This is a genomic window from Microbacterium sp. NPDC079176 (assembly GCF_040686675.1).
Classification (GTDB): domain Bacteria; phylum Actinomycetota; class Actinomycetes; order Actinomycetales; family Microbacteriaceae; genus Microbacterium.
Genome location: NZ_JBFBLM010000002.1, coordinates 495796 through 510803, shown reverse-complemented (window position 1 = coordinate 510803; position 15008 = coordinate 495796). Strand labels below are relative to the sequence as shown.

The window sequence follows — 15008 nt, the reverse complement described above, 5'->3', positions numbered from 1 at the left end:
TGGAGGGGCGGGACGATGATGCGGCAGCGGCCGGGAGACCGCGCGCGATCAGTCGTCCGCGGGGTCTACGAGTCGCGCCTGCTGCTCGCGGTACGAGTCGCCGATGATGCCGGTGAACTCGTTGAAGCGAGCGTCGACCTCGGCGAGGATGTCGTGACCGCGCGGGTCCTTGTTCATGAAATGCGCAGCGACGAATCCGCCGATCACACCGATCAGGAACCACAGCACGTTCTTCATGTCGTCATCCTTGCCTCTGACCCGCGAAGGCGCGGTGTCACCATCGTATGCGCAAACGACAGAAGGCGTCGGGTGACCCCGACGCCTTCTGCGGAAAAGCTGGAACTCAGCGAGCTGCGTAGTACTCGACGACGAGCTGCACTTCACAGGTCACGGGGACCTCGGCGCGCTTCGGGCGACGAACCAGGCGAGCCTGGAGCTTGTCGAGCTCGACCTCGAGGTAGCCGGGAACGGGAGGCAGGACCTCGGCGTGACCGCCGGCCGCTGCGACCTGGAAGGGCTCGGTGCCCTCGCTCTTGGCCTTGACGTGGATGAGCTGACCCGGCTTCACGCGGAAGGACGGGCGGTCGACGAGCTGGCCGTCGACGAGGATGTGACGGTGCACGACGAGCTGACGAGCCTGCGCGGTGGTGCGGGCGAAGCCCGAACGCACGACGAGGGCGTCGAGACGCATCTCGAGCAGCTCGACCAGGTTCTCACCGGTCAGGCCGTCCTGACGGCGAGCCTCGTTGAACGTGTTGCGCATCTGCTTCTCGCGGATGCCGTACTGCTCGCGCAGACGCTGCTTCTCACGCAGACGGACAGCGTAGTCGCTGTCTGCCTTGCGCTTGGTGCGGCCGTGCTCACCCGGAGCGTAGGGACGCTTCTCGAGGTAGCGGGCGGCCTTCGGGGTGAGCGGGATGCCGAGGGCACGGCTCAGACGTACCTTGCGGCGGTCCTGGGACTTCGTGGTCACGAAGTGTTCCTTCCGATGACGTGGTCGCGTCTTTCACGACTCACGGACGTATCGTCCGCGTTCTGCCTTGGAGCGCACGCCGGGGCGCCAGCAAGGTGTGGTGTGAACGAGGAGATGCCCGAAAACACGGTTTCGAGCCGATCAAGTCTAACAGATTCGCGTCAGCGCCCGTCGAGGATGCGTCTGATGCGCTCGAGGCGAGCCGAGATGTCGCGCTCGGCACCCAGGTTCTTGGGTTCGTAGTACCGCTTTCCGCGCAGTTCGTCAGGGAGGTACTGCTGCGGCAGGATGCCGAACTCGCTGTCGTGCGGGTAGACGTATCCCCGGCCGTGACCGAGCCGCTTCGCGCCCGGATAGTGCGCGTCTCGCAGATGCAGCGGGACGCGTCCGAACCCCCCGGAGCGGATGTCGGCGATCGCCTGGTCGATTCCCACGTACGCCGCATTCGACTTGGCTGTCGTGGCCAGATAGACGGTCGCTTCGGCGAGCGGGATCCGCCCCTCCGGCATTCCGATGAACGCGACGGCGTCCGCGGCCGCGACCGCGATGGAGAGCGCCTGCGGGTCGGCGAGGCCCACGTCCTCGGAGGCCGAGATGACCAGGCGCCGAGCGATGAAGCGAGGGTCCTCCCCCGCCTCGATCATCCGCGCGAGATAGTGCAGGGCCGCATCCGGGTCGGATCCTCGGATCGACTTGATGAACGCGCTGATGACGTCGTAGTGCTCGTCTCCCTGACGGTCGTATCGCAGCAGCGCCTTGTCGACGGCCTGAGCGACGTCGTCCGCCGTCGCGGCGGGCACCGCGCCTTCTTCCCCCTTCGAGAGGGCTACGGCCGCTGCCGCCTCGAGTCCGGTGAGCGCACGCCGCGCATCGCCCGACGCCAGCCGGATCAGCGCCGCACGCGCGTCGTCGGCCAGGGTGACCGCGCCATTGAGTCCGCGCGCATCGGTCACCGCCCGATCGACCAGGAGCCCGATGTCGTCATCCGTCAGCGGCTGGAGCGTGAGGAGCAGCGATCGCGACATCAACGGCGAGATCACCGAGAACGAGGGATTCTCGGTGGTCGCCGCGATCAGCAGCACCCAGCCGTTCTCGACGCCCGGGAGCAGGGCGTCCTGCTGCGCCTTGGTGAACCGATGGATCTCATCGAGGAAGAGGATCGTCGTCTGGCCATAGAGGTCGCGCTGGGTGATCGCCTCCTGCATGACCTCGCGCACGTCCTTCACGCCGGCGGTGATCGCGGAGAGCTCGACGAACCGGCGGCCCGATGAGCGTGCGATCGCCTGCGCCAGAGTGGTCTTGCCGGTGCCGGGCGGACCCCACAGGATGATCGAGACGGCACCCGGGGATGTCGCGGCAGGGTCGGCGAGTGCGACGATCGGGGAACCCGCGCGCAGCAGGTGCTTCTGACCGGCGACCTCATCGAGCGACACGGGGCGCATTCGCACGGCGAGAGGCGTCTGCCCGGAGAGCAGTGCGGAGGCGGAGGTCATCCGTCCAGGCTAACGCGGGGCACCGACACTTCGGGTGGGAACGGCGTGACGCGATCTCGACGGTAGGCTCTCAGGCGACGTTGCACATTCACGTCCAGTAAGGGAGCACGCAATGGCCGGACGCGGGAAGAGCACGCAGCAGTCGCGCACCGAGGTGGAGCGCGCACGTCTGCACACCGCCCGCAAGACGTGGCATGAGGGTCAGATCCGGCGTCGCACCCGCGACAACACGATCGCCGTCGTCGCCGGAGTGCTCATCGTCGCCGGAGCCGTGGTGAGCCAGGTCGTTCACGCGCAGGTGAATCCCCCGGCCCCCTCGCCTTCGCCTACCGTCGAGCCGACGGAGGCGCCCGTGCCGACAGACCCCGCGACGCCGGAGCCTGCACCCACTGAGGCCCCCGCCGGATAGACCACGGTCCCTGTGGGTGGCGGACACGGGCGTTCACTGCCCGCACTCCCCCGCGCGCACCTCGCTCAGTACTCGGTGACCGCCAGGCGGTAGCCGCGTTTCACCACCGTGTGCACGAGTTCGTTGCCGCCGAGAGCCTCCCGCAGCCGTGCGACGGCCACCTCGACCGCATGTCCGTTGCGCTCGGCGCCGGGGAGCACGCCCCCGAGCTCGGCGCGCGAGAGCACACGCCCGCCCGCAGAGGCGAGCGCCTCGATCAAGGCGGCAGCCGACCGCGAGAGCGGGATGAACACGCCGTCCACGAGGACTCCGCCGCTGCGTACCTCGACCAGACCCGCGTCGGTCGGGAGTGACGGTGCCCTCCCGCCGCCGAAATGCGCGATGACCGTTCGAGCGAGGGATCCGAGTCGCCCCCGGTCGGCGATCGTGGTGCGGAGGTTCGCGCCGTGCAGCGGCGCGGCCGTGATCGGGCCCACGCACGCCAGGAGGAGGCGGCCCGACTCCGCGCGTCTCCTGATGCGCTCGAGCGCGCCGGACTCCTCTGCCACCGCGATCCACGACGCCGCTCCCGGTGCCGAGGTGAACAGCACGGCGTCCGCCTCGCCGGCCGCCGCCTGCAATGCCGAACGCCGCACCACCTCAGGATCCGGCGGCGGCCCCCACCGGTAGACCGTGATGCTCAGCACCTCGGCTCCGGCATCCGCCAGCAACTCGTCGAGGCCGTCCGATCCGGCGCCATGATGCTGCACGAGGATCCGCTTGCCCGCGACCCCGGAGGCGAGGAGGTACTCGCCGACCTCGGCCGACGTCTCGGATTCGGCGACCCAGTCAGCCGTGAAACCCGCCTGCTGGATCGCGCCGTGCGCCTTGGGTCCCCGTGCGACGAAGTGCGCGCCCTGCAGTGCCGCGTCGAGCTGTCCGTCGAGGCCGTGCTCGTGCGCGGCATCCATCCATCCGCGAAACCCGACGCCCGTGGTGACGATCACGATGTCCGGAGGACCGGCGATCACCTGCTCGGTGCGGGCGAGAAGCTGCGCGTCGTCGGAGTTGGTGACGATGCTCAGCGCCGGCGCGCGATGGACCACCGCACCGCGACGCTCGAGGGCTGTCGCCAGGTCGATCGAGCGGCGGTCTGCGGCGACGATGATCGTGCATCCGGCCAGCGCCGAGTCGAGCGTGCGCGCGGTCGTCATGTGGCGCTCTCCGCGATCATCGCCCTCGTCGGCAGCAGCAGTCCCGCGCGAGCCACCTCGCCGATCACGATGACGGACGGGTTCACGACCTGCGCAGCGGCCGCGTCCTGCGCCGCCGTCGCCAGGGTGCTGCGGATGGTCCGCTGTCGTTCGGTGTGACCGTTCTCGACGATCGCCACGGGGATGTCGCCGGACACCCCGTGCGACGCGGCCGAGGCTGCGAGGCGAGGCAGCGAGGCCACGCCCATCAGGACGACGGTGGTGACCGTCGGATCGGACAGAGATGCGAGCGCACTCGGGGTGAGGTCGCCGTGCCCGTTGATGATGTGCACCGCTGACGCGACGCCGCGATGGGTCACCGGGATCCCCGCGGCCTGAGGCACCGAGATCGCGCTGCTGACGCCCGGGGTCACACTGACCGGCACACCGGCGGCCTCACACGCGAGAACCTCTTCTCCCCCGCGACCGAGCACGAAGGGATCGCCGCCTTTCAGCCGCACCACGCGGTGGCCGGCGAGGGCGCGTTCGACGAGGAGGGCATCGATCTCGTGCTGAGGGACGGGGTGGTGACCCGGTCGTTTGCCGACATCGATGACCTCGACGTGCGACGGGAGCTCGTTCCGGAGCTCCGCGAACGGACCGAGGCGATCGGCGACCACGACGTCGGCCGCCATCAGCAGGCGATAGGCGCGCACCGTCATGAGGTCGGCGGGACCCGGCCCACCGCCGACGAGGTCGACCCTGCCCACACGCGTCCGCCTCATGATCCGACGCTCTCCGGCATCCGGACGTACACGACGCCGTCGTCGATCGCGACCGGCCACACCCGCAGTGCTGCGGGGGGCTTGCCGTGGGTCTCGATGCACTCACCGGTGCGGAGATCGAAGATCTGCTTGTGGAGTGGGGATGCGACCGTGGGGACATCCCCACGACTTCCCACGATCCCGCGGGAGATGACATTGGCTCCGCTGAACGGGTCGAGATTGTCGACTGCGAGCACGGTGCCGTCCGAGAGGAGGAACAGTGCCACCTGCTGTCCGTCCAAGAGAGCGGCTCGCCCTCGTTCGACCTCGAGGTCCTCGAGCGTGCATACCCGCACATGCGTGGTGGAGTCCATCGCGACGGTCATCGGCGCACCTCCAGAGCGGTTCCGGCGATCAGGATGCCTCCGGCGCGACGCTCCTCCGGCGACGCCGGGCGGATCTGCCCGCGCTCAGAGACATAGGCGAGTGACGGATCCGCCGTATCGGCCGCGTTGACGAACGACCGGAACCGTTCGAGCTTCACGGGGTCGGCGAGGGTGGCCGCCCATTCGTCCTCGTAGCGATCGACGTGCTGCGCCATCGAGGCATCGAGGTCGGCGCAGATGCCCAGGCTGTCGTCGAAGATCACACTCCGCAGCCCGTCGAGTCCGCCCTCGAGCTCCTCGCACCAGGGAGCCGTGCGCTGCAGACGATCGGCGGTGCGGATGTAGTACATGAAGAAGCGGTCGATGGCCCTGATGAGACCCTCGTCGTCGAGGTCCGACGCGAGCAGCTGCGCGTGCCGCGGCGTGAAGCCGCCGTTGCCGCCGACATACATGTTCCACCCCGTCTCGGTGGCGATGACTCCCACGTCCTTGCCCCGCGCCTCCGCGCATTCACGAGCGCAGCCCGAGACGCCGAGCTTGAGCTTGTGGGGAGCACGGAGCCCCCGATAGCGCAGTTCGAGCTTGACGGCCATGCCGACCGCGTCGAGGACGCCATAGCGGCACCACGTCGACCCGACGCACGACTTCACCGTGCGCAGCGACTTGCCGTACGCCTGCCCCGACTCGAAGCCCGCGTCGACCAGACGCTGCCAGATCACCGGAAGCTGTTCGAGCCGCGCTCCGAACATGTCGATCCGCTGCCCGCCGGTGATCTTCGTGTACAGCGCGAAGTCCTTCGCGATCTGCCCGATCGCGATCAGTCCCTCCGGGGTGACCTCGCCACCGGCCATCCTCGGGACGACGGAGTACGTGCCGTCCTTCTGCATGTTGGCCATCACGTGGTCGTTGGTGTCCTGCAGCGTGGCGTTCTCGCCGTCGAGCACGTGCGCGCCCACGAGCACCGAGAGGATGCTGGCGATCGCCGGCTTGCAGATGTCGCACCCTCGGCCGCGCCCGAAGCGCTCGACGATGCCACTGAACGTCGTGAGCTGAGCCACCCGTACCGCGTCGAAGAGCTGGCGCCGCGAGAGATCGAAGTGCTCGCAGAGGGCATGCGACACGGTCTGGCCGAGCTTGGTGAGCTCCTGCCCCACGACCTTCTTCACCATCAGCACGCAGGATCCGCAGGTCGCCCCGGCCTTCGTGCACCCCTTCACCGCGGCGGCGTCCGTGCACCCCTCGTCGTGCACCGCCCGGCGGATGCGCCCGGCGGTCACATTCGAGCACGAGCAGACCACGGCCTCATCCGGCAGCTCGCCACCAGGAGCCTCGTTCCCGCCTTCCGGCAGCAGGTAGGCGGCCGGGTCGGCGCCGAGCTTCGCGCCGACGAGGGGACGCAGCGCGCCGTAGGCCGCCGCATCGCCGACGAGGATCCCACCGAGCAGCGTCTGAGCGTCATCCGACAGCACGAGCTTCTTATAGACACCGGCGACAGGATCCGCATAGACGACGTCGAGCGCATGGGGAGTCGTGGCCATCGCATCGCCGAAGCTCGCGACATCGACACCCGAGAGCTTCAGCTTGGAGGAGTCGTCGTAGCCGGGGAACGCCGCATCGCCTCCGAGCAGGCGCGTCGCCGCCACCTCTGCCATGGCGTATCCGGGAGCCACCAGTCCGACGCAGCGACCGTCGAAGTTGGCGACCTCGCCGATCGCCAGGATGTGGGGGTCGGACGTCGAGCACCGATCGTCGATGATCACACCGCCGCGGGGGTCCACCTGCATCTCCGCATTGCGCGCCAGCTCGTCCCGGGGACGCACGCCGACGGTGAAGACCACGACGTCCGCCCGTTCGATCGATCCGTCCTGGAACTCGAGCGCCGTGACCGCGCCGGAGTCATCCGGGTCCAGCCGAGTCGTTCTCGATCCGGTGCGCACCGAGATGCCACGCGCTTCGAGCAGACGCTTGAGCATCCCTCCACCCGCTGAGTCGAGCTGAGCCGACATCAGGCGATCGGAGTACTGCACGACGGTGGCGTCGACATCCATTCCCTGCAGAGCGCCGGCGGCCTCGAGCCCGAGGAGCCCTCCGCCGATCACCGCGCCGCGCAGCGGACGACCGAGCATGCGTCCTCGCCGCTCGACGAAGTCCTTGAGGCCCTGGACGTCGTCGAGTGTGCGATAGACGAAGCAGCCGGGCAGGTCCGCACCGTCCACGGCGACCTTCGCGGCGTAGGAGCCGGTCGCCAGCACCAGGGTGTCGTACGGGATGCTCGTGCGCGACCTCGTCGTGACGGTGCGGGCCGAGCGATCGATCCGCAGCACTCTGTCGTCGGCGAGGAATCGCACGCGGAAGTCGTCGAACACCGAGCGATCGAGTTCGAGCTCCTCGGGAGTCGCCCCCGAGAAGAACCCGGTGAGTCCGACCCGATCGTACGGTCGACGGGCCTCGTCTCCGATCACCGTCACATGCATCGGCGTCTCGGCTCGGCTGATCAGGCTCTCCACGAATCGATGCGCGACCATCCCTGCACCGACCACCACGATCTCCTGGGGTGTGAGGAGGACCTCGCTCATGTTGCTCCAATCGCCGGGGGACGTCGTGATGGCGACGATAGGAGCCTGGTGTTTCCCGCATGTGACGCGCGGTGTTTCGTGCGTCGAACGATTCGCTCACAGAACGGTAACGGCCATTGTGAGATTCGACGACCACACTGCAACCTCGCTCTCGTACTAGGCTGAAGCTCGTCCTTTCCGCCTCCCGCGGGCCCTACCGCGCAAGGAGAATCACCGTGTCTGAGCCGTCCAAGCCGACTCCCCCCATTCCCGCTCCCCCGGCAGCGCCGCTGCCGCGAAAGCTGACCAAGCCCACTGCCGTGACTCCCGCAGCCGCAGCATCGCCCGCGACCTCCGCATCGAGTGCCGAGGCAGCGAAGTGGGGCCGTGTCGCCGAAGACGGCACGGTCGAGGTTCGCGAGGGCGACGAGTGGCGCGTGGTCGGGCAGTATCCCGACGGCACCCCCGACGAGGCACTCGCTTACTTCGTGCGCAAGTACGAGGACATCGCGTTCAAGGTGCACACGCTCGAGCAGCGTCACCAGGCCGGCGGCGCGTCTGCGGGTGACCTGGTCAAGCAGGCCGGTCATCTTCTCACCGAGGCCACCGACGCTGCCGCTGTGGGCGACCTCGCCGGACTCCGTGAGCGTCTGAACACGCTGACCTCCTCGCTCTCCGAGGCGACCGCTCAGGAGGCCCAGCAGGCCAAGGAGCTGGTCGACAAGGCCATCGCCGAGCGCACGGCTCTCGTCGAGCGCGCCGAGGCGATCGCAGCCCGCGACCTCTCGAAGGTGCAGTGGAAGCAGGTGACCGCCGAGCTCGGCGAACTCTTCGACGCGTGGCAGGCGCAGCAGCAGAACGGCCCTCGTCTGTCGAAGGGGTTGTCCCAGCAGCTCTGGAAGCGGTTCCGTGATGCGCGCGGCACCGTCGACAAGGCACGCCGCGCGTTCTACTCCGAGCTCGACGACACCCACAAGACCGCTCGTGACGCCAAGACGCGGCTGGTCGAGCGCGCGGAGGCTCTCGCTCCTCGCGGAGTCGACGGCATCCCCGCGTATCGCAGTCTGCTCGACGAGTGGAAGGCCGCCGGTCGCGCTGGTCGCAAGGCCGACGACGCGCTCTGGGCGCGATTCAAGGCAGCCGGCGACGCGCTGTACTCCGCTCGTGCCGAGCAGTCGGCGGCTGAAGAGGCGGACTCCGCCCCGAAGATCGAAGCGCGTCAGGCCCTTCTCGAAGAGGCCAAGGCAGTCGCAGACGAGCCGAACATCAAGCGCGCCCGCGCGCTGCTCACCGGCATCCAGCGCCAGTGGGATGAGATCGGCCGCATCTTCCCCCGCGAGAAGGAGCGCGCTCTCGACGATCGTCTCCGTGTGATCGAGCAGGCGCTCAAGGCACGCGAAGAGGTCGACTGGAAGAAGAACAACCCCGAGACCAAGGCACGCGCCAACGACATGAGCTCGCAGCTGCTCGAGGCGATCGAGAAGCTCGAGTCCGAGCTGGCCGCCGCAGAGAAGTCGGGAGACAAGAAGGCCGCCAAGGCCGCGGCGGATGCACTCGAAGCGCGCCGCACCTGGCTCAACGCCCTCGGCGGCTGACCTTCTCCACAGATCTCCGGATCGAATCGGTACGCGGGATGCACCGCGCCAGACTGGCGTGATGCATCCCGCGTTCCTGTATCTGCCCGGCCAACGCCTCACGATCCCCGAACTCAGCGCGGCGAGGCTCGACGGGCATCTCGTCGATCTGGGCGAGGGGTACATCCCCGCCGATCTCGTCGAGAGCGCAAGCGCGAGAGCAGCCGCGCTCGCGCCCCTCGTCCCTGCGGACACGGCCGCCTCCGGCCCGACGGCAGCTTGGATCCACGGTGCCGGCGACACTCCCCCTGCACGCCATCACGTCCGGCGCGCAGTGAGCCATCGGATCCGCCCCGCACTGCCCGCACGAGTGATCCTTCATGACACAGCGTTGCCGCCGTCGGATCTCGTCGTGATCGGCGGCGTACCGGTGATGACGCCGGAGCGCACCATGGTCGATCTCGCTCTCGGACTCCACCGCGACGGATCCCTGCATCGGTGGATGGTGCTCCTCGCCGACGCCGAACCGGATCTCGTATCCGCTGCGCTTCGGGAGCTCGAGCGCATGACCCGCGTGCCGGGAAAGCGCGCCGGACGCGGCGCGCTCGAGAGGATTCTCGTCAGGACGAGGTGACGCGGTACACGTCATATACCGCGTCAATGCGACGCACCGCGTTCAGCACCCGGTCGAGGTGGACGGCATCGCCCATCTCGAAGACGAAGCGGCTGATGGCGAGGCGTTCGTCGGTGGTGCTGACGGTCGCCGACAGGATGTTGACGTGATGCTCGCTCAGCACCCGGGTGACATCCGAGAGCAGCCCCGAACGGTCGAGGGCCTCGACCTGGATCTGCACCCGGAAGACGCTCTTCGTCGTCGGGGCCCACGACACCTCGACGAAGCGGTCCTCCTCGCTCGCGAGCGCCTTGACGTTCGGGCAGTCCGTGCGGTGCACGGACACGCCGCTGCCACGCGTCACGAAACCGACGATCTCGTCTCCGGGAACCGGAGTGCAGCACTTCGCGACCTTCACGAGGATGTCCGATGCTCCGCGCACTAGGACACCCGAATCCCCTGCCCGTGGCTCCCGCGACGGCATGCTGCCGGGGAGGTCGATCGGACCTGTGGCGGGATCGGTCGCCGCGACCAGCGCGGTGACCTTCTCGAGCACGGACTGCGTGGAGACGTGACCTTCGCCCACGGCGGCATACAGCGCAGAGACGTCCTCATAGCGGAGCTGATGTGCGACCTCGGCGAACGAGTCCTGGCTCATCAGGCGCTGCAGCGGCATGTTCTGGCGGCGCATCGCGCGAGCGATGGCCTCCTTGCCCTGCTCGATCGCCTCTTCGCGACGCTCCTTCGTGAACCATCCGCGGATCTTGTTGCGTGCGCGGGTGCTCTTGACGAAGCCGAGCCAATCCTGGCTAGGGCCGGCGTCGGGGTTCTTCGAGGTGAAGACCTCGACCACGTCACCGCTCTTAAGCTCCGATTCCAACGGCACGAGGCGCCCGTTGACCTTCGAGCCCATCGTGCGGTGGCCGATCTCGGTGTGCACGGCGTACGCGAAGTCGACCGGCGTCGCACCCGCCGGTAGCCCGACGACGCGCCCCTTCGGCGTGAAGACGTAGACCTCTTTCGCGCCGATCTCGAAGCGCAGAGAGTCGAGGAACTCGCCGGGATCCGCCGTCTCGGCCTGCCAGTCCGAGATGTGCGCGAGCCACGCCATGTCGTTGTCGGCGGCGCGGACCTCGGTCTTGCCGCCGTTCATCCGCTCTTTGTACATCCAGTGCGCGGCGACGCCGTACTCCGCCTGCTGGTGCATCTCGTGCGTGCGGATCTGGATCTCGACCGTCCGACCCGACGGTCCGATCACCGTGGTGTGCAGCGACTGGTAGAGGTTGAACTTCGGGGTGGCGATGTAGTCCTTGAAGCGACCGGGCAGCGGCGTCCAGCGCGCGTGGATGGCGCCGAGCACCGCGTAGCAGTCGCGCACCGACGCGACCAGCACGCGGATGCCGATCAGGTCGTAGATGTCGTCGAACTCACGGCCTCGTACGACCATCTTCTGGTACACCGAGTACAGCTGCTTCGGACGCCCGACGACCTTGCCTCGGATGCGCAGATCGCGCAGGTCCTCGTCGATCTCCTCGACGACCTGAGCGAGGTACTTCTCGCGCTGCGGGGTGCGCTGGGCGATCAGGTTGTGGATCTCGTTGTAGATCTTCGGATGCAGCACGGCGAACGAGAGGTCCTCGAGCTCGGACTTGATCGCCTGGATACCGAGGCGGTTGGCCAGAGGCGCGTAGATCTCGAGCGTCTCCTTGGCCTTCTTCGCAGCTTTCTCGGGCGGGACGAATCCCCACGTGCGGGCGTTGTGCAGGCGGTCGGCGAGCTTGATCAGCAGGACGCGGATGTCCTTCGACATCGCGACGATCATCTTGCGGACGGTCTCGGCCTGGGCGCTCTCGCCGTACTTGACCTTGTCGAGCTTGGTGACGCCGTCGACGAGCATCGCGACCTCGTCGCCGAACTCCGCCGTGAGGTCGGTGAGCGCATAGCCGGTGTCTTCGACGGTGTCGTGCAGCAGCGCCGCAGCGATGGCTCGAGGACCCAGGCCCATCTCCGCGAGAATCTGCGCGACGGCGAGCGGGTGCGTGATGTAGGGCTCGCCGCTCTGGCGCTGCTGGCCGGTGTGCTTCTCCTTGGCCACGGCGTAGGCGCGCTCGATGACGGCGAGATCGCCTCGCGGGTGATTCGTACGGACCGTGCGGATCAGGTTGTCGAGGTCGTTGATCCTGGGCGCGCGGGAGAAGATGCGGGGAACCAGTCGTCTCAGGCTGGAGCCCTGCGACGCCGTCTGCGGTTCCGCCATCCGCTCACCTCCGAATCACAACAGCTTACGCGTGCTCCACGGGGTGCGGCCCCGCGGAGCGGGGACTATCGGGTCTCTGCGGTCGCGAGGCTTCGCGCCTCGCGGATCTTGGCATCTCGTGCCGCGATCTGCGGCTCGTTCTCGCGGAAGAGCGAGTAGAGCGGCGCGGCCACGAACAGGGTCGAGTAGGTCGCGACCAGGATGCCGACGAAGATCGAGAGCGAGATGTCCGTGAGGGACTCGGCGCCCAGCCAGAAGGCTCCGATGAAAAGGACCGCGCCGACCGGCAGTGCGGCGACGACCGAGGTGTTGATCGATCGGATGAGCGTCTGGTTCACCGCCAGGTTGACCGACTCGCCGAAGGTTCGCGCCGAGTTCTCGCCGTCCTCCGTGGTGTTCTCCCTGATCTTGTCGAACACCACCGTGGTGTCATACAGCGAGTAGGCGAGGATCGTCAGGAATCCGATGACCGCGGCCGGTGAGATCTCGAACCCGGCCAGGGCGTATACGCCGACCGTGATGACGAGGACGTCGAGCAGGCCGAGGATCGCTGCCGCGGACATCTTCCACGTCCGGAAGTAGATCGCGAGGATCAGGAACGTCAGTGCGAGGAAGATCGCGAGACCCCAGAGGGACTGCTTGGTGACGTTCTCACCCCACGCCGGTCCGATGAACGACGAGGTCACGCTCTCGGGCTCGACGCCATAGGCATCGGCGAGGGCGTTGGAGACCTGCTGCGTCTCGGCAGCGCTCATCTGATCGGTCTGGACGCGGATGTCGTTGCCGCCCACCACGACGACCTTGGTCGCCGCACCGGGTACGACCGACTGCACCGCGGTCTTCGCGGTCTCCTGCTCGAAGCTGTCGGGCGCCTGCACGGTGAACTGCGACCCGCCCGTGAACTCGATCGAGAACTGGATCGGGCGGATGAGCGGCACCAGCGCCGAGCCGACGACCAGCACGATCGCGATGATGAACCACAGGCGGCGCTTGCCGACGAACGGGAAGGACGTCTTTCCCGTGTAGAGGTTGTTGCCGAACTCGTTCATGGAAGCCATCAGGCGTCCCCCTCGCTTCCGGTGCGGGTGGTTCTCTCACCGGCTAGTGCTTCGGCGCGCTTGCGCTCTGCGATGGTCTGACGGCGCTCGGCTTCGCCCTTGGCTCTGGCGTTCTTCGCGCCGCGGCCCGCGGTGGCGGTCGACACCTGACGGAACTGCGATCGGCTGCGGTACACCGCACCGAGCGATTCGGGATCGAGACCGGAGAGCTTGTGGCCCCCGCCGAAGAACTTGGTGCGGGCGAGCAGCTGCATCACCGGGTGCGTGAAGATCACGAAGATGAACACGTCGATGAGCGTCGTGAGCCCCAGAGTGAAGGCGAAGCCCTTCACAGTGGAGTCCGCGAGGATGTACAGCACCACTGCCGCGAGGATGTTGATCGACTTCGAGATGTAGATCGTGCGCTTCGCTCTGCCCCAGCCGTCTTCGACCGCCGAGGTGATCGACTTTCCGTCGCGGAGCTCGTCTCGGATCCTCTCGAAGTACACGATGAACGAGTCGGCGGTGAAGCCGATCGAGACGATGAGGCCCGCGACGCCGGCGAGCGACAGGCGGAAGCCCAATCGCCACGCGAGGATGCAGATGATGATGTACGTCAGAACCGCCATCACGGCGATGGACGCGATGATCACGGAGCCGAGCGCCCGATAGACGATCAGTGAGTAGATCGCCACGAGTGCGAGACCGATGAGGCCCGCGATGAGACCGATCTGAAGCTGCTGGGTGCCGAGGGTCGCGGAGATGGTGTCGGAGCTCTGAACCTCGAAGCTCAGGGGCAGGGCGCCGAATTTGAGCTGGTCGGCGAGGGCGGTCGCCGACTCCTGGTTGAAGTCTCCCGAGATGCTCGGGCGACCGTCGAGGATCTGTCCGTTCATGCGCGGTGCGCTGATCACCGATCCGTCCAGGACGAAGGCGAACTGATCACGCGGCGAGAGCTCCGCGAGGCGGTTCTGGTTGAGACGGGTGCTCACCTCGCCGAAGGCCTCGGCGCCGTCGCCGTTCATCGTCAGCTGGACGAGCCACGCGCCCGTCTTCGGGTCGCGACCCGCGGATGCGTCGGTGATGGCGTCACCCGTGAGCTCGGTCGGACCGAGGAGGTACTTCGCCTGGCCCGAGGGATCGCACGCGATGAGCGGCTGGTCCTTGGGCGCGTTCGAGGGGTCGTTCTCGGGGTTGGCGCAGTCGTAGGCCTGGAACTCCGCGGCGAGCCTGTCGGTCACCCAGGCGAGGTCGCTCGCGTCCGTCGGCTCGGCCGTCGGCGTCGCGTTCAGCGAGTCGTCCGGGGTCGGATACGCCGTCTCGTTGCCGTCTTCACCCACGTACTGATTCGTGCCGGCCGTCGTGGCGAGCACCGGGCGGAACTCCAGCTGCGCGCTGGACTGGATGCGCGCACGCGTCTGCTCGTCCGCGACACCCGGGATCTGCACCACGATGTTGCGGCCGCCCTCGGTGGTGATGTCGGCCTCGGCCACACCGGACGCATCGACGCGCTGGCGGATGATCGCGGCCGCCTGATCGAGCTGCTCCGGGGAGGGCGCAGCGCCGTCCTCGGTCTCGGCACTGAGCACGATCTGCGTGCCGCCCTGCAGGTCGAGCGCGAGCTCAGGGGTCCAGGAGCTCTTCTCGAACACGTGGACGCCGAGCGCGTTGATGCCGAAGAGGACGCCCGTCACCAGGAGCAGGCCCATGAGGACCCGCCAGGCATGACGGACCGGGGAAGAAGTGGCCACGTGTGATCAGCTTTCTAAGATGCC

The 15008-nt window shown here is 67.9% G+C and carries 13 protein-coding genes; 3 read left to right on the top strand and 10 right to left on the bottom strand.

Going from position 1 to position 15008, the window contains the following annotated elements:
• Positions 1-48: 48 nt before the first annotated feature.
• From AB0P11_RS06565 to AB0P11_RS06555, 3 genes are all read right to left on the bottom strand, one after another.
• Positions 49-237: a hypothetical protein gene (locus AB0P11_RS06565; RefSeq protein WP_053096155.1), complete on the bottom strand. Its 189-nt coding sequence runs from the start codon at positions 235-237 to the stop codon at positions 49-51.
• Between the two features lie 106 nt (positions 238-343).
• Positions 344-973, bottom strand: a complete 630-nt coding sequence (rpsD, locus tag AB0P11_RS06560) for a 30S ribosomal protein S4 (protein ID WP_052677824.1) — start codon at positions 971-973, stop codon at positions 344-346.
• 161 nt (positions 974-1134) lie between these two features.
• A complete protein-coding gene (locus tag AB0P11_RS06555; protein ID WP_082297813.1) occupies positions 1135-2466 on the bottom strand; it encodes a replication-associated recombination protein A in 1332 nt (443 codons plus the stop codon).
• A 112-nt stretch (positions 2467-2578) separates the two neighbouring features.
• Between AB0P11_RS06555 and AB0P11_RS06550 the strand changes: the two genes are divergently transcribed.
• Positions 2579-2875, top strand: coding sequence for a hypothetical protein (locus tag AB0P11_RS06550; protein ID WP_053096157.1), 297 nt, complete (start codon positions 2579-2581; stop codon positions 2873-2875).
• Positions 2876-2940: 65 nt separating this feature from the next.
• Here AB0P11_RS06550 and AB0P11_RS06545 read toward each other — a convergent pair whose 3' ends face one another.
• From AB0P11_RS06545 to nirB, 4 genes are read right to left on the bottom strand one after another with little or no spacing between them, the layout of a single operon-like run.
• On the bottom strand, positions 2941-4068 hold the full coding sequence (locus AB0P11_RS06545) for a uroporphyrinogen-III synthase (protein WP_363520657.1): 1128 nt from the start codon (positions 4066-4068) through the stop codon (positions 2941-2943).
• Positions 4065-4832: a uroporphyrinogen-III C-methyltransferase gene (cobA, locus tag AB0P11_RS06540; RefSeq protein WP_053096161.1), complete on the bottom strand. Its 768-nt coding sequence runs from the start codon at positions 4830-4832 to the stop codon at positions 4065-4067. The genes AB0P11_RS06545 and cobA overlap by 4 nt, the downstream gene beginning before the upstream one ends.
• Positions 4829-5197 (bottom strand): nitrite reductase small subunit NirD, encoded by a 369-nt coding sequence (gene nirD / locus AB0P11_RS06535; RefSeq protein ID WP_053096163.1) that lies wholly within the window; start codon positions 5195-5197, stop codon positions 4829-4831. The genes cobA and nirD overlap by 4 nt, the downstream gene beginning before the upstream one ends.
• Positions 5194-7773: a nitrite reductase large subunit NirB gene (gene nirB / locus AB0P11_RS06530; RefSeq protein ID WP_285365494.1), complete on the bottom strand. Its 2580-nt coding sequence runs from the start codon at positions 7771-7773 to the stop codon at positions 5194-5196. The genes nirD and nirB overlap by 4 nt, the downstream gene beginning before the upstream one ends.
• A gap of 209 nt (positions 7774-7982) precedes the next feature.
• Here nirB and AB0P11_RS06525 point away from each other — a divergent pair, with 209 nt between their 5' ends.
• Both AB0P11_RS06525 and AB0P11_RS06520 read left to right on the top strand, forming a co-directional pair.
• Positions 7983-9347 (top strand): DUF349 domain-containing protein, encoded by a 1365-nt coding sequence (locus AB0P11_RS06525; RefSeq protein WP_363520861.1) that lies wholly within the window; start codon positions 7983-7985, stop codon positions 9345-9347.
• A gap of 61 nt (positions 9348-9408) precedes the next feature.
• Positions 9409-9960, top strand: coding sequence for a type IV toxin-antitoxin system AbiEi family antitoxin (locus AB0P11_RS06520; RefSeq protein ID WP_053096165.1), 552 nt, complete (start codon positions 9409-9411; stop codon positions 9958-9960).
• On the opposite strand, the gene AB0P11_RS06515 is transcribed toward AB0P11_RS06520, so the two are convergent.
• The 3 genes from AB0P11_RS06515 to secD form a co-directional block, all read right to left on the bottom strand.
• Positions 9947-12196 (bottom strand): bifunctional (p)ppGpp synthetase/guanosine-3',5'-bis(diphosphate) 3'-pyrophosphohydrolase, encoded by a 2250-nt coding sequence (locus tag AB0P11_RS06515; protein ID WP_363520652.1) that lies wholly within the window; start codon positions 12194-12196, stop codon positions 9947-9949. The genes AB0P11_RS06520 and AB0P11_RS06515 overlap by 14 nt on opposite strands.
• Before the next feature lie 65 nt (positions 12197-12261).
• Positions 12262-13254 (bottom strand): protein translocase subunit SecF, encoded by a 993-nt coding sequence (gene secF / locus AB0P11_RS06510; RefSeq protein WP_363520649.1) that lies wholly within the window; start codon positions 13252-13254, stop codon positions 12262-12264.
• On the bottom strand, positions 13254-14984 hold the full coding sequence (secD, locus tag AB0P11_RS06505) for a protein translocase subunit SecD (protein ID WP_053096171.1): 1731 nt from the start codon (positions 14982-14984) through the stop codon (positions 13254-13256). The genes secF and secD overlap by 1 nt, the downstream gene beginning before the upstream one ends.
• Positions 14985-15008 lie beyond the last annotated feature (24 nt).

Bases quoted from the DNA above. Each gene is read 5' to 3' on its own strand.
- AB0P11_RS06545 (WP_363520657.1), bottom strand. From the start codon at position 4,068: ATGACGACCGCGCGCACGCTCGACTCGGCGCTGGCCGGATGCACGATC.
- cobA (WP_053096161.1), bottom strand. From the start codon at position 4,832: ATGAGGCGGACGCGTGTGGGCAGGGTCGACCTCGTCGGCGGTGGGCCG.
- AB0P11_RS06565 (WP_053096155.1), bottom strand. From the start codon at position 237: ATGAAGAACGTGCTGTGGTTCCTGATCGGTGTGATCGGCGGATTCGTC.
- nirB (WP_285365494.1), bottom strand. From the start codon at position 7,773: ATGAGCGAGGTCCTCCTCACACCCCAGGAGATCGTGGTGGTCGGTGCA.
- AB0P11_RS06550 (WP_053096157.1), top strand. From the start codon at position 2,579: ATGGCCGGACGCGGGAAGAGCACGCAGCAGTCGCGCACCGAGGTGGAG.
- nirD (WP_053096163.1), bottom strand. From the start codon at position 5,197: ATGACCGTCGCGATGGACTCCACCACGCATGTGCGGGTATGCACGCTC.
- secF (WP_363520649.1), bottom strand. From the start codon at position 13,254: ATGGCTTCCATGAACGAGTTCGGCAACAACCTCTACACGGGAAAGACG.
- AB0P11_RS06520 (WP_053096165.1), top strand. From the start codon at position 9,409: ATGCATCCCGCGTTCCTGTATCTGCCCGGCCAACGCCTCACGATCCCC.
- AB0P11_RS06515 (WP_363520652.1), bottom strand. From the start codon at position 12,196: ATGGCGGAACCGCAGACGGCGTCGCAGGGCTCCAGCCTGAGACGACTG.
- AB0P11_RS06555 (WP_082297813.1), bottom strand. From the start codon at position 2,466: ATGACCTCCGCCTCCGCACTGCTCTCCGGGCAGACGCCTCTCGCCGTG.